21 protein-coding genes and 1 tRNA gene are annotated in these 20,323 nt (G+C 72.8%); 15 read left to right on the top strand and 7 right to left on the bottom strand.

Going from position 1 to position 20,323, the window contains the following annotated elements; genetic code table 11:
• The gene (locus IFT90_RS00300) at positions 1-1,326 is read left to right on the top strand and encodes an MATE family efflux transporter (RefSeq protein WP_371812022.1); all 1,326 of its coding nucleotides are present in this window, start codon (positions 1-3) and stop codon (positions 1,324-1,326) included.
• Between the two features lie 141 nt (positions 1,327-1,467).
• Here IFT90_RS00300 and IFT90_RS00295 read toward each other — a convergent pair whose 3' ends face one another.
• Positions 1,468-2,535, bottom strand: a complete 1,068-nt coding sequence (locus IFT90_RS00295) for a LacI family DNA-binding transcriptional regulator (protein WP_192040510.1) — start codon at positions 2,533-2,535, stop codon at positions 1,468-1,470.
• 80 nt (positions 2,536-2,615) lie between these two features.
• Between IFT90_RS00295 and nucS the strand changes: the two genes are divergently transcribed.
• Genes nucS through IFT90_RS00280 form a run of 3 tightly spaced genes read left to right on the top strand, consistent with a single transcriptional unit; the run spans position 2,616 to position 5,323 of the window.
• Positions 2,616-3,311 carry an endonuclease NucS gene (nucS, locus tag IFT90_RS00290; RefSeq protein WP_123547425.1) on the top strand — a complete coding sequence of 232 codons (696 nt, stop codon included), beginning with the start codon at positions 2,616-2,618 and terminating at the stop codon, positions 3,309-3,311.
• A gap of 48 nt (positions 3,312-3,359) precedes the next feature.
• Entirely contained in the window at positions 3,360-4,049 is a 690-nt protein-coding gene (locus tag IFT90_RS00285) for an HAD hydrolase-like protein (protein WP_192040509.1), read from the top strand.
• A complete protein-coding gene (locus IFT90_RS00280; protein WP_192040508.1) occupies positions 4,046-5,323 on the top strand; it encodes an MFS transporter in 1,278 nt (425 codons plus the stop codon). Before IFT90_RS00285 ends, IFT90_RS00280 begins: the two co-directional genes overlap by 4 nt.
• 74 nt (positions 5,324-5,397) lie before the next feature.
• Here IFT90_RS00280 and IFT90_RS00275 read toward each other — a convergent pair whose 3' ends face one another.
• The gene (locus IFT90_RS00275; protein WP_192040507.1) at positions 5,398-6,282 is read right to left on the bottom strand and encodes an NAD(P)H-binding protein; all 885 of its coding nucleotides are present in this window, start codon (positions 6,280-6,282) and stop codon (positions 5,398-5,400) included.
• Between IFT90_RS00275 and IFT90_RS17215 the strand changes: the two genes are divergently transcribed.
• Entirely contained in the window at positions 6,281-6,403 is a 123-nt protein-coding gene (locus IFT90_RS17215; RefSeq protein WP_256413418.1) for a hypothetical protein, read from the top strand. The genes IFT90_RS00275 and IFT90_RS17215 overlap by 2 nt on opposite strands.
• A gap of 54 nt (positions 6,404-6,457) precedes the next feature.
• The gene (locus IFT90_RS00270) at positions 6,458-7,372 is read left to right on the top strand and encodes a cation diffusion facilitator family transporter (RefSeq protein ID WP_192040506.1); all 915 of its coding nucleotides are present in this window, start codon (positions 6,458-6,460) and stop codon (positions 7,370-7,372) included.
• Positions 7,373-7,385: 13 nt separating this feature from the next.
• Here the strand turns inward: IFT90_RS00270 and IFT90_RS00265 are convergent, their stop codons facing one another.
• The gene (locus IFT90_RS00265) at positions 7,386-7,922 is read right to left on the bottom strand and encodes a universal stress protein (protein ID WP_192040505.1); all 537 of its coding nucleotides are present in this window, start codon (positions 7,920-7,922) and stop codon (positions 7,386-7,388) included.
• A 159-nt stretch (positions 7,923-8,081) separates the two neighbouring features.
• Between IFT90_RS00265 and IFT90_RS00260 the strand changes: the two genes are divergently transcribed.
• Positions 8,082-8,765: an SOS response-associated peptidase gene (locus IFT90_RS00260; protein WP_192040504.1), complete on the top strand. Its 684-nt coding sequence runs from the start codon at positions 8,082-8,084 to the stop codon at positions 8,763-8,765.
• A gap of 168 nt (positions 8,766-8,933) precedes the next feature.
• Here the strand turns inward: IFT90_RS00260 and IFT90_RS00255 are convergent.
• Positions 8,934-9,017: transfer RNA gene (locus tag IFT90_RS00255), tRNA-Leu, on the bottom strand.
• A gap of 109 nt (positions 9,018-9,126) precedes the next feature.
• Here IFT90_RS00255 and IFT90_RS00250 point away from each other — a divergent pair.
• The 7 genes from IFT90_RS00250 (at position 9,127) to pknB (ending at position 18,191) form a co-directional block, all read left to right on the top strand.
• On the top strand, positions 9,127-9,840 hold the full coding sequence (locus tag IFT90_RS00250; protein WP_123547418.1) for a DUF3662 and FHA domain-containing protein: 714 nt from the start codon (positions 9,127-9,129) through the stop codon (positions 9,838-9,840).
• Positions 9,837-10,370, top strand: a complete 534-nt coding sequence (locus IFT90_RS00245; protein WP_370544942.1) for an FHA domain-containing protein — start codon at positions 9,837-9,839, stop codon at positions 10,368-10,370. The genes IFT90_RS00250 and IFT90_RS00245 overlap by 4 nt, the downstream gene beginning before the upstream one ends.
• A 7-nt stretch (positions 10,371-10,377) precedes the next feature.
• Positions 10,378-11,622 carry a PP2C family serine/threonine-protein phosphatase gene (locus IFT90_RS00240; RefSeq protein WP_123547417.1) on the top strand — a complete coding sequence of 415 codons (1,245 nt, stop codon included), beginning with the start codon at positions 10,378-10,380 and terminating at the stop codon, positions 11,620-11,622.
• Positions 11,606-13,099: an FtsW/RodA/SpoVE family cell cycle protein gene (locus IFT90_RS00235; RefSeq protein WP_192040503.1), complete on the top strand. Its 1,494-nt coding sequence runs from the start codon at positions 11,606-11,608 to the stop codon at positions 13,097-13,099. Before IFT90_RS00240 ends, IFT90_RS00235 begins: the two co-directional genes overlap by 17 nt.
• Positions 13,099-14,571, top strand: coding sequence for a penicillin-binding protein 2 (locus IFT90_RS00230; protein ID WP_192040502.1), 1,473 nt, complete (start codon positions 13,099-13,101; stop codon positions 14,569-14,571). The genes IFT90_RS00235 and IFT90_RS00230 overlap by 1 nt, the downstream gene beginning before the upstream one ends.
• The gene (locus IFT90_RS00225) at positions 14,568-16,352 is read left to right on the top strand and encodes a serine/threonine-protein kinase (RefSeq protein WP_192040501.1); all 1,785 of its coding nucleotides are present in this window, start codon (positions 14,568-14,570) and stop codon (positions 16,350-16,352) included. Before IFT90_RS00230 ends, IFT90_RS00225 begins: the two co-directional genes overlap by 4 nt.
• Before the next feature lie 129 nt (positions 16,353-16,481).
• Positions 16,482-18,191, top strand: a complete 1,710-nt coding sequence (gene pknB / locus IFT90_RS00220) for a Stk1 family PASTA domain-containing Ser/Thr kinase (protein ID WP_192040500.1) — start codon at positions 16,482-16,484, stop codon at positions 18,189-18,191.
• Positions 18,192-18,248: 57 nt separating this feature from the next.
• On the opposite strand, the gene IFT90_RS00215 is transcribed toward pknB, so the two are convergent.
• From IFT90_RS00215 to IFT90_RS00205, 3 genes are read right to left on the bottom strand one after another with little or no spacing between them, the layout of a single operon-like run.
• Entirely contained in the window at positions 18,249-18,887 is a 639-nt protein-coding gene (locus IFT90_RS00215; RefSeq protein ID WP_192040499.1) for an aminodeoxychorismate/anthranilate synthase component II, read from the bottom strand.
• Entirely contained in the window at positions 18,884-19,045 is a 162-nt protein-coding gene (locus tag IFT90_RS00210) for a hypothetical protein (RefSeq protein WP_192040498.1), read from the bottom strand. Before IFT90_RS00210 ends, IFT90_RS00215 begins: the two co-directional genes overlap by 4 nt.
• A 2-nt stretch (positions 19,046-19,047) precedes the next feature.
• A complete protein-coding gene (locus tag IFT90_RS00205) occupies positions 19,048-19,821 on the bottom strand; it encodes a class E sortase (RefSeq protein ID WP_192040497.1) in 774 nt (257 codons plus the stop codon).
• 114 nt (positions 19,822-19,935) lie between these two features.
• On the opposite strand from IFT90_RS00205, the gene IFT90_RS00200 reads away from it, so the two are divergent.
• A complete protein-coding gene (locus IFT90_RS00200) occupies positions 19,936-20,199 on the top strand; it encodes a cell division protein CrgA (protein ID WP_123547410.1) in 264 nt (87 codons plus the stop codon).
• Positions 20,200-20,323 lie beyond the last annotated feature (124 nt).

Below are 20,323 nucleotides of genomic sequence, written 5' to 3'. Positions count from 1 at the left end.
GTGCGCCTCCGGTCGCCGCTCGACCGCGAGATCCTCCGCCTGGCCGTGCCCGCGCTGGGCGCGCTCGTGGCCGAGCCGCTGTTCCTCCTCACCGACACGGCCCTCGTCGGGCACCTCGGCTCCGTGCCCCTCGCGGGCCTGGGCGTCGCGAGCGTGATCCTGCAGACGGCCCTCGGCCTGCTGATCTTCCTCGCCTACGCGACGACCCCGACCGTCGCTCGGCGCCTGGGCGCGGGCGACCGCCGCGGAGCGATCCGAGCCGGCGTCGACGGCCTGTGGTTCGCCCTGTTCGTCGGCGTCGCCATCGCCGTGGCCGGGGCGTTCGTCGCCGAGCCGCTCGTCGGCCTCTTCGGGGTCGACGCCGACGTGGCCCGCGCCGCGACGACCTACCTCTCCGTCTCGCTGATCGGCCTGCCGGGCATGCTGGTCGTCATCGCGGCGACGGGCCTGCTCCGCGGCCTGCAGGACACCCGCACGCCGCTCGTCGTCGCCGGCGTCGGGTTCGCCGCGAACGCCGCCCTCAACGCGCTCTTCCTCTACGGCTTCGGCTGGGGCATCGCCGGCTCCGCGGCGGGCACCGTCGTCGCCCAGTGGGGCATGGCCGCCGTCTACGTCGTCATCGCCGTCCGGGCGGCGCGCGACGTCGGCGCCGACCTGCGTCCCGGCCTCGCCGGGGTGGGCCGGACCGCCCGCTCGGGCGCGTGGTTGCTGGTGCGGAACGCGGGTCTGCGGGCCGCGCTCGTCGCGACCGTCGCGGCCGCCGCCTCCTCGGGGGTCGCCGGGCTCGCGGTGATCCAGATCGCGCTGACCCTGTTCAGCACGCTCGCGTTCGCCCTCGACGCCCTCGCGATCGCGGGGCAGGCGATGGTCGGGCACGCGCTCGGCCAGGGCGACCGCGACCGCGTGCGGGCGATCACTCGGCGGCTGATGCTGTTCGGCGTCGGCGGCGGCGTGCTGCTCGGCGCCCTGCTCGCCGCGCTCGCGCCGGTGCTCGCGCCCGTCTTCAGCAGCGACGAGGGCGTCCGGGCCCTGCTGCCCTCGGTCGTGGTCGCGATGGCCGTCGGGATCCCGCTGGCCGGCTTCGTCTTCGTGCTCGACGGGGTGCTGCTCGGCGCCGGCGACGCGCGGTACCTCGCCGTCGCGAGCGTCGTCAGCGTGCTGGTCTACCTCGCGCTGCTGCTCCCGGTGGAGGCGCGGGTCGGTCCCGGCACGGCCGGTGCGGTCGCGCTCTGGCTCACGTTCGGCCTCGGCTACATCGGTGCCCGTGCGGTCACGCTCGGCCTGCGCGCCCGCACCGACCGGTGGATGGTGGTCGGCGCGCGCTGACCGGCGACCGCGGCGTCAGGCGCGCGTCACTCGCCATCCTCGGGGTCGACTTGCCCCGAACTGTCGCCCGGCGGGCTGGCGAGCAGCCGTTCGGGGCAACTCGAGATGCCGGTGCTCGGAACGAGCCGGGGACGGGCGTGCTCAGGCGCGCGGCGGAGCCGTCGTCGAGCCCGGGCGGAACACGCTGGTGAAGATCGTGCCCGTGGCGGCCCCGCCGGCGAGCAGCGCGAGCACGGCGCGACCGGCCGCGCGGCCCTTCTCGACGGCGGGCTGCACCACCGTGGTGAGGTCGGCGGCCCGGGGGTCGTCGAGCCGCACCCCGTCGTAGCCCACGACGCTGAGGTCGCCGGGCACCGAGAGGCCCAGGTCGGCCGCCGCGGCGATGACGCCCGAGGCCAGCAGGTCGCTCTGGGCGATGATCGCCGTCGGGCGCTCGGACGCGGGCACGTCGAGCAGCTGCGTGCCGGCCCGGTGCCCCTCGGACGTCCAGCTGCCACGTGTGACGAGCCCGCCGGCGTCGGGGTAGACCAGGCGCGTGCCGCGCAGCCGCTCGAGGGCAGGCCAGGTCGTGCCCGCCGCGACCCGTGCGTCGGTGATCCCCCCGGTCTCGCGGCCGGGGCCCAGCTCGAGCGCGACGACGGCGACGCGGCGGTGCCCGAGGTCGTGGAGGTGCTGCGCCAGCAGCCGGGACGCGCCCACGTTGTCCTCGCCGATGTCGAGCACGCCCTCCATCGGCGGCGCCTCGATCGACACCAGCGGGATGCCGCGACGTCGCACCGTCGACACGGAGGCGTCGAGGCGCGTGCTGCAGCCGAACAGCACGAGCGCGTCGACCGGGGCGTCGAGCAGGCGCGTGTGCTCGCCCTCGGTCTCGGTGAGCAGCAGCAGGCTGTTGTCGGCGGGGCCCGTGACGTCGGCGATGCCGTCGAGCATCGCCACGTTGATCGGGTCGCGGAAGGCGTTGCTCAGGGTGTCCTCGAGGACGGCGCCGACGATGCCCGAGCGGCCGCGGCGCAGCGACCGCGCGCGGGGGTCGGGCCCGCCGTAGCCGAGGTCGGCGGCGACGGCCAGCACGCGGCTGCGCGTCTCGTCCGAGACGGGGCCGGCACCGCTGAAGGCCAAGGAGGCGGTGCTCGCGCTGACCCCGGCCGCCCGCGCGACCGCGGCGAGGGTCGGCCTCGCGGCGACGTCGCCCTCTGCCCGGCTCATGGTGCCGCAGCCTAGCCGACGGCCCCGGGGCAGAGCCGGGCCCGGACGGCGCCGGACCGCGCGGACCGTAGGATCGTCGGGTGCGTCTCGTCATTGCCCGCTGCTCGGTCGACTACGCCGGCCGGCTCAGCGCCCACCTCCCCCTCGCCACCCGCCTGCTCATGGTCAAGAGCGACGGCAGCCTGCTGGTCCACTCCGACGGCGGCAGCTACAAGCCGCTGAACTGGATGAGCCCGCCGTGCACGCTGACCGTGCTCGAGCCCGACGCCGACCAGCAGGAGGCGGGGGTCGTCGAGCTCTGGAAGGTCACGCAGGCGAAGACCGCCGACATCCTCGTCGTGTCGATCCACGAGGTGCTGCACGACTCGTCCCACGAGATGGGCGTCGACCCCGGGCTCACGAAGGACGGCGTCGAGGCCGACCTGCAGAAGCTGCTCGCCGAGCAGATCGACCTGCTGGGCGAGGGGCACGTGCTCGTCCGCCGCGAGTACATGACCGCCATCGGGCCGGTCGACATCCTCGCCCGGGACGCCTCGGGCGCCGCCGTGGCCGTCGAGCTCAAGCGCCGCGGCGACATCGACGGGGTCGAGCAGCTGACGCGCTACCTCGAGCTGATGAACCGCGACCCGCACCTGGCACCCGTCACCGGCGTCTTCGCCGCACAGGAGATCAAGCCGCAGGCCCGCACCCTCGCGCACGACCGCGGCATCCGCACCCTGCTGCTCGACTACGACGCGATGCGCGGGCTCGACGACTCTCACTCGCGGCTGTTCTAGCGGCTCCGCCCGCGGCCGGAGCTCCGCGGCGCTCGTAAGCTGGAGGCGATGACTCCCTCCTACACGGCCGTCCTGTTCGACCTCGACGGCACCATCGCCGACTCCGCGCCGGCGATCACGGCCAGCCTCGCGCACACCATCGCCTCGCTCGGCCTGCCCGTGCCCGAGCAGTCCGAGCTGATGGCGTGGGTCGGCCCGCCCCTGCCGCAGAGCTTCGAGGTGCGCCTCGGCCTGACCGGCGACCGACTGGCGGAGGCGATGCGCACCTACCGCGCTCACTACCTCGCGAACGGCGCCCTCGAGGGCGAGATCTTCCCGGGCGTCCGCGACCTGCTCGCCAGCGTGCACGCCGCGGGGCTGCCCACGTCGACGGCCACCTCGAAGCCCGAGACTCCGGCCACCAAGATCCTCGAGGCGCACGACCTCGTGCAGTACCTCGACCTGATCACCGGGGCGTCCGACGACGAGGTGCGCAACACGAAGGCCGACGTCGTCGCCGAGGCCCTCCGCCGCCTGCGCGAGCGCGGCGCCGACGTCTCGCGTCCGGTGCTGATCGGCGACCGCCACCACGACGTCGAGGGCGCGGCCGAGCACGACGTGCCGACCATCCTCGTGACCTGGGGCTACGGCGAGCCCGCCGAGCACGTCGGCGCCGTCGCCGTCGCCTCCGACGTGCGCGAGGTGGCCGACCTGCTCGGCATCGAGCTCGTCACGGCACCCGTGCGCGGCGCGGCGTGAGGCAGGCCGGCTCGGCCGCGGTCCGCTCGCCCGCCGCCTGGCTGCTCACCCTCGCGATCGTCCTCATCGCGCTCAACCTGCGCGGCCCCATCGTCGCCACGGCGCCCGTGCTCGGCCAGATGAGCGCCGACCTCGGCCTCACCGCCGTCGTCGCCGGGCTGCTGACCAGCATCCCCGTGCTCTGCTTCGCCCTCGCGAGCCCGCTCGCCTCGAGCCTGATCGTCAAGGTCGGCGCCGAGCGCGCCGTCAGCATCGGCCTCGCCGGGGTCCTGCTCGGCACCGTGCTGCGCGCCCTCGGCACCTCGTCCTGGCTCTACGTCGGCACGATCGTGATCGGCATCGCGATCACCGTCGGCAACGTCGTGCTGCCGGTCATCATCCGGCGCGACTACACGCCCGAACGAGCGGGCTTCGTCACGGGCATCTACACGTCGGCGCTCAACGTCGGGTCGATGATCACGTCGCTGGCGACCGCCCCGATCGCCTCGGTCGTCGGCTGGCCGGCCGCGCTGGTCGGCTGGGGGCTGCTCGCCGTGCTGGCGGTGGCCGTGTGGGCCGTCGCGGTCGGTCCGCGGGTCGCGCTCGGCGTGGGGGCACGTTCCGGGAGCGGGGCGGTCGACGCAGGAGGCGCCTCCTCGGCCGACGTCATGACCGGCGGCATCGACGTCGTCGAGGCCGCTGCCCACGAGGCCGACGCGGAGGCGCGGCGCCGGCCGCTGCTGCGGCGCTGGACCACCTGGGGCCTCACCCTCGCGTTCGCCGGCCAGGCCTTCGCCTACTACGGGCTCACCGCGTGGATGCCCACGCTGCTCGGCGACGAGATCGGCCTGACCCGCGAGGCCGCCGGCGCGAGCTCGTCGGTGTTCCAGATCATGGCGGTCGTCGGGGCGCTCGGCGTGCCGCTGCTCGCCCTCCGTTGGCGTCCGTCGGCGGTCATCGCGCTGATCGGCGTGCTCTGGACGGCCATGCCGCTCGGCCTCTTCTTCGCGCCCGAGCACTGGCTGATCTGGTCGATCTTCGGCGGCGCGGCCCAGGGCGGCGGCATCACCATCATCTTCATCGTCATCGTGCGCATGGCCACGACCGGCGACGACGCCCGTCGCCTCTCGGCCCTCGTGCAGGGCGGCGGCTACGCCATCGCCTCGCTCGGGCCGCTGGCGATCGGCGGGCTGCACGACGCCTCCGGCGGGTGGGAGCTGCCCATGGTCGGGATCTTCGTGTCGGTGCTCGTGCTCGGGGTCAGCGGCGTGCTGTCCGCGCGACGCGTGCGCTGAGCCGGCGGGTTGCCGTCACCAGCACGTCGCCGTCGGCAGCACGTCGCCGTCGGCAGCTCGTCGCCGTCGGCGGCTCAGGCGCCGCGCGGGCCGAAGAGGGTCTCGATCGTGAGCGGGTCGTGGCCGGTCAGGTCGCGGACGTCGGTCGTGACGCGGGACACCTCGCCCGACGCGATCGACGTGTACGTGCTGACCCACGCATCGGCCTGCCACGGCTCGGGCTGCCAGCGCTGCCGTGACGCGTACGCCTCGTCGAGCGTCTCGTCCACGAACGAGAACGGCCGGCCGAGCGCGCCGGCCAGGCGTGCCGCGGCCTCCTCGAGGCTGACCGCCTCCGAGCCGGTCAGCTCGTAGGTCGCACCGGCGTGCGCTGACGGCTCCTGCAGCACGGCCGCGACGACGTCCGCGACGTCCGCCCGTGCGACCGCGGCGACGCGCCCCGACCCGGCGGGCCCGCGGAGCACGCCCTGCTCGTCCGCGAACTCAGGCAGCACGTCCAGGTAGAAGGAGTCGCGCAGCAGGGTGACCTGCATGCCCGACGAGCGCAGCGCCTCCTCGGTGGCCCAGTGGTCGCGGGCGAGGGTGAAGACGGCGTCGGGCGCCGCGCCCTGGAACGACGTGTAGACGACGTGGCCGACGCCGGCCTCGGCGGCCGCCGCGACGAAGTCGAGGTGCTGGGCCCGCCGGTCGGGCGCCTCGGCGGCCGAGACCATGAAGAGGACGTCGACGCCGCGCAGCGCCGCGACGGAGGCCTCGTGGTCGCCGTAGGTCGCCTCCGCCACCTCGGCTCCCTCCAGGCGGGGCGCCCTCGAGGCGTCGCGGACGACCAGGCGCTGCCGGACGCCAGCCTCGGCGAGCGCCGCCGCGACACGGCCGCCCACGGCACCGGTCGCTCCGGTCACGCCGACGAGCGGGCCGGACGAGGAGGGGCGGGGGACGGAGGAGGAGGTCTCGGTCATGACGCTCCCAACGACCGAGGCGCCTCCTGTGTTCCCCCTCTCTGCCTGGGTCGCGCAGTCGGGAACGATCCTCGTCATCGACTGGCTCGCACACCTGTCGAGCGTCGGTCGCCGCCGGTAGGGTCGACGACGGCCGGCACCCGGCAGGCCGACCGGGTGACGTGAGGAGCGACGCATGGGCCACGACCACGCGCACGGCCACATGGCCGCCGACGGCCGTCGCCTGCGCCTCGCGATCGGCGTCATCGCCCTGGGCCTCGTCGCCCAGCTCGTCGGTGCGGCCCTCTCCGGCTCGCTCGCGCTGCTCGCCGACTCCGGGCACATGGCCTCCGACCTCGCCGGCCTCGTGATCGCCCTGCTGGCGACGATCGTCGCCGCCCGCCCCGCGAGCGGCCGTCAGACCTACGGCTACCGACGCGCCGAGGTCTTCGCGGCGCTGATCAACGGCCTCGTGCTCGTCGCCGTCTCGCTCTCCGTGGCCGTCGCCGCCGTGTCGCGGCTCCTCGACCCGAGCCACCTCGAGGTGCTGGGCCTGCCGATGCTCGTCGTCGGCCTCGTGGGCGGGGCCACCAACGTCGTGGCGCTGCTCGTGCTGCGCGGCGGCGCCTCCCACTCGATCAACATGCGCGGCGCCTACCTCGAGGTGCTCGGCGACCTGCTCGGGTCGGCGGCGGTCGTCGTCGCCTCGGTCGTCGTGCTGACGACGGGCTTCGCCCAGGCCGACTCGGTGGGCTCGCTGATCATCGCGGCCATGATCGTGCCGCGGGCGTGGTCGCTGCTGCGCGAGGCCGTGCGCGTGCTCTTCGGCTCGGCGCCGGGCGACATCGACCTCGCGGCCGTGCGCGCGCACATCACCGACACGGCCGGGGTGGTCTCCGCCCACGACGTGCACGCCTGGCAGATCACCAGCGGCGCGACCGTCTTCTCGGCGCACGTCGTGGTCGAGCGCGACGTGTTCTGCGACATGCGCGTCGACGAGACGCTCGACGCCCTCGACAAGTGCCTCGCCTCGCACTTCGAGGTGGAGCACGCGACGTTCCAGCTCGAGCCGGCCGACCACGCCGAGCACGAGCGCGCCACGCACGACTGAGCAGGAGGCGCCGCTACAGCTCGTCCTCCCACGGCAGCGCCTGCGTGCGGGCCACGGGTGCGAGCGGCACGACGACCACGGGTCGCGTCTGCCGGTGGCTGAGGTGCAGCGCCACGGAACCGGCGAAGAACTCGCGCAGGCTCCCCCGGAGCCCCGCCTCCCGGCTGCCCACCACGATCATCGGCGCGTCGACCGTGCCGGCGAACGACGCGAGGCCGGTCGCGGGGTCGCCCGTGAGCGCCACGAAGGCCACGGGCCCGGCGTGGTCGACGAGCACGGTGAGCAGGCGCTCGCGCAGCTCCGGCTCGAACGTGATCTCGTCGGCCCAGTCCTCCGGCGCGATCGGGTACGAGAGCACGGTCCCGTCGATGCTCTCGGCGAAGGCCATCCGGTCGGGCTCGACCGCCACGCAGGCGAGCCCGGTGCCGAACCGGCGCGCGAACTCCGCGGCCCGGGCGACGACGGCCTCGGCGGTGGCAGGGACGACGCCCACGACCACCCAGCCGCGCAGCTCCTCCGCCGGGTCCGGGACCTCTCCTGAGCGAGCCACGGCGACCACCTCTCCTGCTCCCGAGCGGCGGCGGCGCCGCCGCGCGTGGCCACAGTGAACCACGCGGGTGCCCCCGAGGGGAACCGTCCGGCGCCCCGTCGACAGAGGGCCCCGGTCCGGCCTCTTCCCCCGACGTCCCGACGGGAGCAGACTGACGCCATGTGCGGCCGCTACGTCATCGCGAAGGCCACGTCGGACCTGATGCCCGACCTGCTCGCCGGTCTCGGGACCCTGCCGGACGACTTCAACGTCGCCCCGACCACGACGGTGCCCGTGGTGCGCACGCGCCACGGCGAACGTGAGCTCGCCCAGGCGCGCTGGGGGCTGACGCCCTCGTGGTACCCCGACCTGAAGAAACGGCCCCAGCCGATCAACGCCCGCGTCGAGACCGTCGCGACGAGCGGGATGTTCCGCCGGCCGTTCGCGCAGGCACGCTGCATCGTGCCGGCCCTCGGGTACTACGAGTGGGTCGTCACCGAGACGGGCAAGCAGCCGCACTTCGTGCACCAGCCGGACGCCGGCCTCGCGATGGCCGGCGTGATGAGCGCGTGGCCCGACCCCGGCAAGGACGAGGACGACCCGACGCGGTGGGTGCTCTCGATGTCGATCATCACCCGGGACGCCCACGTGGCTCCCGGCGAGGTCCACGACCGGATGCCGTCCTGCCTCACGCCCGACGCCTACGACGACTGGCTGGGCGACCACCTCGACACGGGCGAGCTGCTCGCGCTGCTCGACCGCGCCTCCTTCGAGGTGGCCCACGACCTCGTGCACCACGAGGTCACGCGCGACGTCGGCTCGGTGCGCAACACCGGCCCCCGCCTGATCGCCCCGCTCGCCTGACCCCGCAGCGCCGAAGCGCCGCAGGGGCGGCGGCGCGACAGAAGGCACGACGAACGAAAAAGGCCCTCCTACAGGAGGGCCTCTCGACGCTGCGCCGCAGGGGCGGCGGCGCAGCCAGACGAACACAAAGGAAATGGCTCACCCGCAGGGGTGAGCCATTTTCGTTCGTGCGCGAGGGGGGACTTGAACCCCCACGCCCTTTCGAGCACTGGCACCTGAAGCCAGCGCGTCTGCCAATTCCGCCACTCGCGCGAACTCGAGAACATTATCATGTCCGAGCGCCCCGTCAGAGCACCTGCGGGGGCCGTCCACGCCGTCCGGCTAAGATCGGGCGACCAGCGACCCCCGAACCTGGAGACCCATGGGACTGCTCGACAACTTCGAACGCGGGCTGGAGCGCGCCGTGAACGGCGCCTTCGCCAAGACGTTCCGTTCGAGCGTGCAGCCCCTCGAGATCACGAGCGCGCTGCGGCGCGAGCTCGACACGAAGGCGGCGGTGGTCTCCCGTGACCGCATCCTCGTGCCGAACGAGCTCCTGGTCCGGCTGTCCCCGGCCGACCACGAGGCGATGGCCTCCGTGGGTCCCGCCCTGATCGACGAGCTCACGCAGCTCACGCAGCGTCACGCGACGGCGCAGGGCTACCAGTTCGCCGGTCCGCTCCGGGTCCAGCTCCGGGAGGACGAGGCCCTGAGCGTCGGCATCCTCGCCGTCGACTCGCGCAACGTGCAGGGCGACGTGAAGTGGCGCCCGTTCGTCGACGTCGACGGCACGCGCCACGCCATCACCGGCCAGCGCACCGTCATCGGCCGCGGCAGCGACGCGGACATCACCGTGCAGGACACGGGCACGAGCCGCAAGCACGTCGAGATCCTCTGGGACGGCCAGCGCGCGCAGGCTCGCGACCTGGGCTCCACGAACGGCTCGAAGCTGAACGGCGCACCGCTCTCGAAGGCGGCCCTGCAGCCCGACTCGGTCATCGAGATCGGTCGTACGCGTATCGTGTTCCGGGTGCTCCCCCAGTCATCGACGCCCGACCCCTTCGACGGGCCCGACGTCCGAGGGGGATCCTGGTGACCAGTGAGCTGACCCTCTTCGCCCTCCGCTTCGCCTTCCTGGCCGTGCTGTGGCTCTTCGTCTTCGCCGTCGTCTTCGCCCTGCGGTCCGACCTCTTCGGCCAGCGCGCGCGCAAGATGCCGACCGACCAGCAGCCGGGACGAGCCTCGTCGGCCGCCGCCGCGCCTCCTGCGCCCCGGCCCGTGTCCACGCCGGCGCCCGCGCAGCAGCGCCCTCCTGCCGCCCCCTCGTCCGACGGGGCCGCGACGCGCCTCGTCATCACGAAGGGCGCCAAGGCGGGCCTCGAGATGCCGCTCGGCGACGGCCCCCTCACGATCGGTCGGTCGCAGGAGAGCAACCTGGTGATCCGCGACGACTACACCTCGACGCACCACGCCCGGCTGATGCTCTGGAACGGACGCTGGGTCGTGCAAGATCTGGACAGCACGAACGGGACGTTCCTCGCGGACGAGCGCGTCACCGTCCCCACTCCGGTGCCGACGGGCGCCACGGTGACGATCGGGCAGACGAGCTTCGAGCTGCGACGGTAGCCGCCCGATGACGACGCCCAAGAGTGCCGCCCTGTCCAACGTGGGCAAGATCCGGTCCAACAACCAGGACAGCGGCTACGCCGGTCAGCAGCTGTTCGTCGTCGCGGACGGCATGGGCGGCCACGCCGGCGGCGACGTCGCCTCGGCCATCGCCATCCGCCGCATCCGCGAGACCGACAAGCAGTACACGTCGCCGGGCGACGCGGAGTTCGCGCTGCAGTCGTCGCTGATCGCGGCCAACCAGCTGCTCGCCGAGACGGTCTTCGAGCACCAGGAGCTCACCGGCATGGGCACGACCGTGAGCGCGCTGCTCCGCGTCGGCGACAGCATGACGATCGCCCACATCGGCGACTCCCGCATCTACCTGTGGCGCGACGGCGAGCTGAGCCAGATCACCGCCGACCACACCTTCGTCCAGCGGCTCGTCGACAGCGGCCGGATCACGGCCGAGGAGGCGGCGGTCCACCCCCGCAGGAGCGTCCTGATGCGCGTCCTCGGCGACGTCGACGCGGCCCCCGAGATCGACACGGCCATCATCGGCACCCAGCCGGGCGACCGCTGGCTCATCTGCTCCGACGGGCTGAGCAGCTACCTCGCCGAGGACCGCATCAAGAAGGCCCTCGCCGCCGGCCTCGACGCCGACCAGACGACGCGCCGCCTCGTCAAGGAGACCCTCGACCACGGCGCCCCCGACAACGTGACGGTCGTGGTCGTCGACGTCGACGACACCGGCGACTCGTCCGTCGAGCCTCCGGTCACGGTCGGCTCGGCGTCGGCCCCGCTGACGTTCGAGGGCGAGGCCGGTCGCAAGTCGCTGCGCCTGCCGACGATCCTGCTGCACCCCCTCAAGGTCGCCTCGACCCCGGAGGACAGCCACTTCGAGCCCGAGTCCGACGAGTACCTCGCCGAGCTCATCGCCGAGGACAGGCGTCGGCGTCGCCGTCGCCGCGTCACCTGGCTGGTGGCGCTGGTCGTCGCCGTCGGCGCCCTCGTCGCCGGCCTGTTCCTCGCCTACCAGTGGACGCAGGACCACTACTACGTCGGCGAGCGGAACGGCACGGTCGTGATCTACAAGGGCGTCCAGCAGACGCTCGGCCCGATCACGCTGAGCGAGGTGCACGAGGTCACCGACGTCCGGGTGGACGACCTGCCGAACTACACGCAGCAGACCGTCGAGGACACGATCAACGCGGACTCGCTGGGCGACGCCCGCGCCATCGTCGAGAGGCTGGCCGATGCCGTCGCTCGATGACCAGTGGTCCGACGAGGCCTCCACCGAGCTGATCGGCCGTCCCGCAGGAGGCGCGGGGGCGTCCCGCGGACCCGCCCGCTCCTCCGGTGCCTCGCCTCGTGACCCCGGGCAGGCCCAGAACCTGACGCAGGCGATCACGCTGCGGCTGCGCCAGCCCGCGAAGCTGCGGAACCTCGAGCTGCTGCTGCTGATCGTCGCGGCCGGCATCTGCGCCGGGGCCATCGTCCTCGTGCAGCTGGGCGCGACCGGGGCGATCGACGCCTCCGTGCTGGTGGCCGGCTCCGCCGTGCTCGGCCTCGGGCTGATCTTCCACCTCGTGCTCCGGGTCGTCGCCCGCGAGGCCGACCCGTTCCTCCTGCCGATCGCGCTGACGCTCAACGGCATCGGCATCTCGATGATCTACCGGATCGACCTCGCCTACGGGCGCGAGGGCTGGGCCGCCTTCGGCATCAAGCAGATCGCGTGGACGGTCATGGCGATGACGATCGCGCTCGTCGCGCTGATCGTGGTGCGCAACTACCGGGTGCTCTCGCGGTACCGCTACATCGCGATGTTCGTGTCCATCGCGCTGCTCCTGCTGCCCCTGGTCCCCGGCCTGGGTCGTGAGGGGCTGAACGCGCGCGTCTGGATCGACATCGGCCCGTTCTCGTTCCAGCCGGGCGAGATCGCGAAGATCACGCTGGCGATCTTCTTCGCGGGGTACCTGGTGACCGCCCGCGACAACCTCTCGCTGATGGGGCCCAAGATCCTCGGCATGCGGTTCCCGCGCGCCCGCGACCTCGGGCCGATCCTCATCGTCTGGGTCGTCGCCATGGGCGTGCTGATCTTCCAGCGCGACCTCGGCACCTCGCTGCTGTACTTCGGGCTGTTCCTGGTCATGATCTACATCGGCACGGGCCGCGGCAGCTGGATCGTGCTGGGCCTCACGATGTTCCTCGGGGGCGCCATCGTCGCCAGCACGTTCCTCGGGTACGTCCAGGGGCGCTTCCGGGCCTGGCTCAACCCGTTCGACCCTGCCGAGTACACGGCCGACGGCGGCTCGTTCCAGCTCGTGACGGGCCTGTTCGGCTTCGCGAACGGCGGCCTCGTCGGCACCGGGCTCGGCCAGGGCCGTCCGCAGACGACGCCCCTCGCCGAGAGCGACTACATCTTCGCCTCGCTCGGCGAGGAGCTCGGGCTGGCCGGGATCTTCGCGATCCTGGCGCTCTACCTGCTGCTCGTCTCCCGTGGCTTCCGCATCGGCTTCGTCGGCCAGGACGACTTCGGGCGGATGCTCGGCGTCGGCATCGCCTTCGTCATCGCCCTGCAGGTGTTCGTCGTGATGGGCGGCGTCACGCGGGTGATCCCCCTGACCGGGCTGACGGCCCCCTTCATGGCCGCGGGCGGCTCCTCCCTCGTGGCGAACTGGATCATCGTGGCGCTCCTCTTGCGGCTGTCCGACTCCGTCCGCGACCAACCGAGGCTGGTGATCGGCTGATGAACAAAGAACTCAAGCGCGTGAGCTTCGTGGTGCTCGCCATGTTCGTGGCGCTCTTCATCTCGAGCTCGTACATCACGACGATCCAGGCCGACACGCTGCGCGCCGACGGGCGCAACTACCGGTCCCTGCTCGCGAGCTACTCGGCCCAGCGCGGCCCGATCCTCGTGGGCGGCCAGCCCGTGGCGCAGTCGGTGCCCGTCGACGACGTGTACGAGTTCCAGCGGACCTACCCGCAGCCGGAGCTCTACGCCCCCGTGACGGGCTACTACACGCTCGGCCAGGGCTCTCGCGGCGTCGAGGACGCCATGAACCAGCAGCTGACGGGCAACGCCAACTCGCAGTTCTTCGACCAGATCAACTCCCTGCTCACCGGCCAGGACCCGGAGGGCGCCACGGTGAACCTCACGCTCGACCCCGCGGTGCAGCAGGCGGCCTACGACGCCCTCGGCGACAACTCCGGCTCGGTCGTCGCGATGGACCCGGCGACGGGCAAGATCCTCGCCATGGTGTCGAAGCAGAGCTACGACCCGAACCCTCTCGCGTCGCACGACCCCGCGGCGGTCAAGAGCTCGTACGACGCCCTCGTCGCCGACCCGTCCGACCCGCTGCAGAACAGGGCGATCCAGGGCGACCTCTACGCCCCGGGCTCCACGTTCAAGCTGGTCACGGTCGCCGCGGCCCTCGAGAGCGGCGACTACACCCCCGACAGCGAGTTCCCGAACCCGGCGACCCTGCAGCTGCCCGGCTCCACCTTCAGCATCAACAACGCCGAGGGCGGCAGCTGCGGAGGCGGCGAGACGGCCACCATCGCCACCGCTCTCCGCCTGTCGTGCAACATCCCCATGGCCCAGCTCGGGCAGGCGCTCGGCGCCGACGCCATGGCCGACCAGGCCGCGGCGTTCGGCTTCGGCGACGACTCGATCGACATCCCCCAGGCCGTCACGCCGAGCCGCTTCCCGATCGAGCGCGACGGAGAGCCGATCGACGACGCCACGCTCATGCTGCAGTCGTTCGGCCAGGGCTCGGACCGTGTCACGCCGCTCCAGATGGCCATGGTCTCGTCCGCGATCGCCAACGGCGGCACGCTCATGGACCCGACGCTCATCGAGAGCGTCCTGAACCCGGACCTCAGCCCTGTGGAGGACTTCTCGCCCAGCGAGTACGGGAAACCGGTCAGCACGGCGACGGCTCAGACGATGACCGACATGATGGTGCAGGACGTCGCGGACGGCGCCGCCAGCGGTGCGAGAATCGCTGGTGTCGACGTCGCGGGCAAGACGGGAACGGCCGAGAACGGCCCGGGCGACCCCTACACGTTGTGGTTCACCGGCTTCGCGCCGGCGGCGGACCCAGAAGTGGCCATCTCGGTGGTCGTCGAGAACGGCGGCGGACTCGGACAGTCCGCGTTCGGGAACAGTGTCGCGTCACCAATCGCGAAGAAAGTACTAGAGGCGGTGCTGAACAAATGAGACCTTCCGGCGGAATCACCTTCGGTGGGCGATACCAGTTGTCGACCCGCGTCGCCATCGGCGGCATGGGCGAGGTCTGGGAAGCCACGGACCTGGTCATCGGCCGCACGGTCGCGATCAAGATCCTCAAGGACGAGTACCTCGGCGACCCCGGGTTCCTCGAGCGCTTCCGCGCCGAGGCGCGGCACGCCGCCCTCGTCAACCACGAGGGCATCGCGAACGTCTTCGACTACGGCGAGGAAGAGGGCAGCGCCTACCTCGTGATGGAGCTCGTCCCCGGCGAGGCCATGTCGACCGTGCTCGAGCGCGACCGGGTGCTGCCCACCGACAAGGTGCTCGACATCGTCGCGCAGACCGCCTCCGCCCTGCAGGCGGCCCACGCCGCGGGCCTCGTGCACCGGGACATCAAGCCGGGCAACCTGCTCGTGACGCCCGACGGCCGCGTCAAGATCACCGACTTCGGCATCGCGCGCATCGCCGACCAGGTGCCGCTCACCGCCACCGGCCAGGTCATGGGAACGGTGCAGTACCTGTCGCCCGAGCAGGCGAGCGGGCACCCCGCGTCGCCGAGCACCGACATCTACTCGCTCGGCATCGTGGCGTACGAGGCGCTGGCCGGCCGGCGTCCGTTCACGGGTGAGTCGCAGGTCGCCATCGCGATGGCGCAGATCAACGAGCAGCCGCCGGACCTGCCCTCGACGGTGTCCGAGCCCGTGCGTCGCCTGGTGCTCTCCTGCATCGCCAAGAAGCCGGCCGACCGCCCCGCCAGCGCCTCGGCGCTCGCCCAGGCGGCCCGGGCCCTGCGTCGAGGCGACGTGGCCGCTGCCACCGTGGCGGTCCCGATGATCGGCATGGCCGCCGCCGGGGCAGGCGACGCCGCGACCCAGGCCTTCAGCGCCCAGGACGCCACCACCCAGCTCTACGACCCCACCGGCAGCACGCGCCAGCAGCCGGGCGCCGCCGCCTGGACGCCCGGCTCCGCCGACCCCGAGGCCCAGCGCGGCGAGGGCGACGAGCTGGACGACGAGAAGAAGCCGCGCAGCCCGTGGTTCTGGCCCCTCATCGTGCTGGGCGTCATCGTCCTGGTCGGTGTCGCTGCCCTCGTCGCGTTCGCGGTGAACTCGGACGACCCGGCGCCGGCCCCGACCACCCCGTCGTCGTCGGCCCCCGCGCCGTCCCCGTCGACCACGACGCCGGAGCCGGAGCCGAGCCCGACGACGGTCGCCGTCGACGAGAGCGCCTACGTCGGCCTCGCCGAGGACGACGCCCGCAGCCGACTCGCCGACCTGGGCCTCGACGTCCTGTCGGTCGACGCGACCACGCAGGCGCCCGACGAGGCCGCGGTCGGCACCGTCGCGGGCCTCGACCGCAGCGGCAACGTGCCCATCGGCGCCTCGGTGACGATGTACATCTACCGTGCCGCGCCGACGCCCCCGCAGCCCACGGCGCCGACCGCCTCCGCGCCCCAGGTCAGCGGCGACGGCCAGGAGCAGGTCACCATCTCGTGGCAGGCGTACGGCAACTGCCCCGTGGGCTACACGCTGACCGGGTACACGTACTCGGTCACGGGCGGCACGGACACCGCCGGCCAGACCAGCGGACAGCTCGGCACGAACGTCACGAGCGTGTCCGTGAAGTCGGCGACGCCCGGCAACATGACCGTCCAGTACGTGGCCGTCTGCGGCCAGCTGAGCTCGGCTCCGTCGGCCGGCGTGACGGTCGCCGTCACGGCTCCCGCCATGAGCCCCAGCCCGAGCCCCAGCAACGGCGAGGACGGGTAGCGCGAGGGTCCGTCCCCCNCATCCCTCTGGCGTAGGCGGCGGCCCCGTCCGGGGGTCGAGGCCCGGATACACTGGGTGCGGTTCGGAAGGGTCGCGCAGGCAGCGGGGTCCCAGAGGGGAGACTGGCGCGTGGCTGAAGGCGTGAGAGAGGGCATCCACCTCCTCGCCAACCGGTACCAGATCGGCGAGCTGATCGGCCGGGGCGGGATGGCCGACGTCCACGTCGGGACCGACGCGCGGCTCGGCCGCCGTGTGGCGATCAAGCTGATGAAGCCGTCGCTCGCCACCGACCCCGCATTCCGCACCCGCTTCCGCCAGGAGGCGCAGGCCGCGGCCCGCATGGCGCACCCCACCATCGTCCGCGTCTTCGACGCCGGCGAGGAGTCGACGCGGGACCGCAGCGGCCACGAGGTGCAGGTCCCCTTCATCGTCATGGAGTACGTCGAGGGGCGGCTCCTCAAGGACGTCGTCCGCGAGGGCCCGATGGACCCGACCGAGGCCGTCCGCATCACCGAGGGCATCCTGACCGCCCTCGAGTACTCGCACCGGGCGGGCGTCGTGCACCGCGACATCAAGCCCGGCAACGTCATGATCACGCACTCCGGCCAGGTCAAGGTCATGGACTTCGGCATCGCCCGAGCCATCTCCGACTCCTCCGCGACCGTCGCGCAGACGACGACCATCCTCGGCACGGCCCAGTACTTCAGCCCCGAGCAGGCACGGGGCGAGACGGTCGACGCCCGCTCCGACCTCTACTCGACCGGCGTCCTGCTCTTCGAGCTCCTCACCGGCCGCGCGCCGTTCCGGGGCGACTCCCCCGTGGCGGTCGCCTACCAGCACGTCAGCGAAGCGCCCGTGCCCCCGAGCACGGTGGCGCCCGCGGTCTCCCCGGCCTTGGACGCCGTGGTGCTCCGTGCCCTCGCGAAGGACCGCTTCGAGCGCTTCCAGACGGCCGCCGACTTCCGGGCCGACGTCCACGCCGCCGGCGAGGGTCGTGCGCCCGAGCGACGCCGGGCCGCGCCCGAGGCCGGCTCGACGCTCTTCGGCGTCGACCCGCACAGCCGGGTCGGCAGCGAGGCCGCGCTCAAGGAACTCTCCTCCGACGACAACGACCGGCCCCAGCGGACGCAGACCCGACCCCCGGTCGCCTGGATCTGGGCGGGCATCGTGCTCGTCGGCATCGTGATCGTGGCCGTGGTGTTCTGGGTGGTGAACCTCCAGCCGCCCCAGATCGACAACGCCCAGACCTCGACCATCCCCGTCGTCGCCGGCAGCACCTACGACGACGTCGCCGCCCAGCTGGGCGACCTCGACCTCACGGTGACGCGCACCGACGCCCCGAGCGACACCGTCGACGAGGGCCTCGTCATCTCCACCGACCCGGAGGCCGGCACGGCCGTGCTCAAGAACTCCGCCGTGGCCGTCACGGTGTCCTCGGGGCCCGTCCAGGTCGCGATGCCCGGCGTCGACGGCCAGCAGCTCGACGCAGCCTGGGCCGCGATCACCGCGGCCGGGCTCGTCCAGGGGCAGCAGGTCTCCGACTACTCGCCCGACGTCCCCGAGAACGGCGTGCTCGAGTCGACGCCGGCGGCCGGCACCCAGGTCGACGTCGGCAGCACGGTCGACCTCGTCGTCAGCAACGGCAAGGTGAGCGTGCCCGACGTGACCCGCCAGTCGTTCGAGCAGGCCGTCTCGGTCCTCGGCGACCAGCTCGGCCTGACGGTCAAGTCGTACGTCGACCCCGGCTGCTCCGGCGGCAGCGTGTCCAACCAGTCCCTCCCGCCGGGAGACCAGCCGCAGGGTTCCGAGATCACGCTCGGCGTGTGCAGCGCAGGCTGACCCGCGCGGCTGCTGACGGCCACGGGCCCAGACGGCCGACGCGGCCGGGGGCCGACGTCAGCTCAGGTCGACCAGCGGGCTCAGCGAGCGCGCGGTGACCGACGCCTCCGGCAGGCCGGCGACGCCGAGCCAGTTGCCGATCATCTGGTAGCCGCCCTGGGTGAGCACCGACTCCGGGTGGAACTGCACGCCGTAGAGCGGCGCGGAACGGTGCTGCAGGCCCATGATGACCCCGCCGGAGGTGCGGGACGTGACCTCGAGGTCGCCCGGCACCGTCTCGTCGACGACGGCCAGCGAGTGGTACCGGGTGGCCGTGAAGGGCTGCGGCACGTCGGCGTAGAAGGCGCTGTCGTCGTGCTCGACGCGCGACGTCTTGCCGTGCATCAGCTCTTCCGCGTGCGTGACGGTGGCGCCGAGTGCCTCGGCGATGGCCTGGTGGCCGAGGCAGACGCCGAGCAGCGGCTTGTCGACCGCGAGGGCGGCGTGCACGACGTCGACCGAGACGCCCGCCGCCGCCGGCGTGCCCGGGCCGGGCGAGAGCAGGACGGCGTCGTACTCGGCGATGCGACCGGCGATCTCGTCGCGGCCGAAGGCGTCGTTGCGCACGACGTCGGTCTCGGCCCCGAGCTGCTGCAGGTAGCCGTTCAGCGTGTAGACGAAGCTGTCGTAGTTGTCGACGACCAGGATGCGCGTCATTGTTCCTCCACGGTGACGTCGGGGGCGGGGACGAGCTCGTTCACGAGCGGGAAGACCCACTCGACCAGGGCGAACAGGACGGCGGCGAGGAGCACGAGCAGCAACAGGAGCCGCAGCCACCAGGGGCCCGGGAGCACGCGCCAGAGGGCGCCGTACACGGTCAGCCCCCGATCCCGGCCGCGGCCAGGGCGGCGGGCGGGCCGTCCGAGAGCGGCTGCCACGAGTCGAAGACGCCGTAGGCGACGATGCGCTCCTGGGCGGTGAACATGGGGTTGCAGCTGGTGAGGGTGATGAGGCGCTCCCCGGAGGCGGCGGAGACGTCAGGTGCGTCGGGCACGGGCTGGAGCACCGAGACCTGGGTCGCCTGCACGTACTGGAGGTTGCGGAAGGTGTAGGTGTACCAGCCGTCGGCCGTCTGGACGTAAAGCTCGTCGCCCGGTCGCAGGTCGGCGACCTCGTTGAACGGGGCGCCGTAGGTCGTCCGGTGCGCGGCGATCCCGAAGTTGCCGACCTCGCCGGGCATCTGCGTGTCGTCGTAGTGCCCGATGCCGATCTTGTTCAGGGTGCGGACCGTGCTCGTGCCGCCCGCGATCGGCACCGCGTAGTCGGCGCCGAAACGCGGCACGTACAGGTTCGCGAAGGTCTCCGCCTCGGCGGGGGCGGCGGTGACCGGGGGGTCGCCGGCCTCGTCCGCGGTGGCGGGAGGCGCCTCCTGCGCCTGGCGCTCGAGCTGCTGCGAGAGCTGCGAGGCCTGGTCCCGGTGCTCGCCTGCCACGACCAGGTCGTTGAACCACTGCTGCCACGCGATGAAGAGCAGCACCAGGACGCCGGCCGTGATGAGGAGCTCGCCGAGCACGCCGACGAACGACACGGGGCGGCGCCGTCGCCGGGGACGACGGCCGTCGGCGGGGGCGATGCGCGCGTCGACGGTCATGGGGTCGATCCTAACCGCGGCGCCTGGGGTGTCGGGGGCTGCACGCCGGACCCTGTGGACGAGGTCCCGCACGGCCGAGGGGCCCGTCAGGGCCGCCACGCTAGGATGTGCGCCATGGCTGCAGACAAGAACCCCACCTCGAAGCCCGCCCGCGCCCGCGCGGACCGCTCCGCCGAGGCGCGCCCCGCGGCCGACGCCCCGAACCCGGTGTGGTTCAAGCCGGTCATGTTCGGCTTCATGCTGATCGGCCTGGCCTGGATCGTCGTCTTCTACGTGAGCCAGAGCGCCCTGCCCATCGGCTCGCTCGGCTCCTGGAACATCCTGATCGGCTTCGGGATCATGTTCATCGGGTTCCTCATGACCACCCGTTGGCGCTAGGCACCCGAGACCTCCGTCCCTCTCGAACAGGCGTTCGCACTTACACGGCTGTAACTATCCCCACTGTGGACAGTCCTGTGGATAAGTCGGTGGACAACCTCGTTCTCTGAGATGTGAGCGGCCC

The organism is Frigoribacterium sp. CFBP 8766, assembly GCF_014841435.1.
Classification (GTDB): domain Bacteria; phylum Actinomycetota; class Actinomycetes; order Actinomycetales; family Microbacteriaceae; genus Frigoribacterium.
This window is presented reverse-complemented; position numbering and strand designations above follow the sequence as displayed.

Bases quoted from the DNA above. Each gene is read 5' to 3' on its own strand.
- IFT90_RS00275 (WP_192040507.1), bottom strand. From the start codon at position 6,282: ATGACCGAGACCTCCTCCTCCGTCCCCCGCCCCTCCTCGTCCGGCCCG.
- IFT90_RS00235 (WP_192040503.1), top strand. From the start codon at position 11,606: ATGCCGTCGCTCGATGACCAGTGGTCCGACGAGGCCTCCACCGAGCTG.
- IFT90_RS00205 (WP_192040497.1), bottom strand. From the start codon at position 19,821: ATGACCGTCGACGCGCGCATCGCCCCCGCCGACGGCCGTCGTCCCCGG.
- IFT90_RS00200 (WP_123547410.1), top strand. From the start codon at position 19,936: ATGGCTGCAGACAAGAACCCCACCTCGAAGCCCGCCCGCGCCCGCGCG.
- IFT90_RS00225 (WP_192040501.1), top strand. From the start codon at position 14,568: ATGAGACCTTCCGGCGGAATCACCTTCGGTGGGCGATACCAGTTGTCG.
- IFT90_RS00295 (WP_192040510.1), bottom strand. From the start codon at position 2,535: ATGAGCCGGGCAGAGGGCGACGTCGCCGCGAGGCCGACCCTCGCCGCG.
- IFT90_RS00260 (WP_192040504.1), top strand. From the start codon at position 8,082: ATGTGCGGCCGCTACGTCATCGCGAAGGCCACGTCGGACCTGATGCCC.
- IFT90_RS00285 (WP_192040509.1), top strand. From the start codon at position 3,360: ATGACTCCCTCCTACACGGCCGTCCTGTTCGACCTCGACGGCACCATC.
- IFT90_RS00215 (WP_192040499.1), bottom strand. From the start codon at position 18,887: ATGACGCGCATCCTGGTCGTCGACAACTACGACAGCTTCGTCTACACG.
- IFT90_RS00240 (WP_123547417.1), top strand. From the start codon at position 10,378: ATGACGACGCCCAAGAGTGCCGCCCTGTCCAACGTGGGCAAGATCCGG.
- IFT90_RS17215 (WP_256413418.1), top strand. From the start codon at position 6,281: ATGACGCTCCCAACGACCGAGGCGCCTCCTGTGTTCCCCCTCTCTGCC.
- IFT90_RS00270 (WP_192040506.1), top strand. From the start codon at position 6,458: ATGGGCCACGACCACGCGCACGGCCACATGGCCGCCGACGGCCGTCGC.
- IFT90_RS00230 (WP_192040502.1), top strand. From the start codon at position 13,099: ATGAACAAAGAACTCAAGCGCGTGAGCTTCGTGGTGCTCGCCATGTTC.
- IFT90_RS00250 (WP_123547418.1), top strand. From the start codon at position 9,127: ATGGGACTGCTCGACAACTTCGAACGCGGGCTGGAGCGCGCCGTGAAC.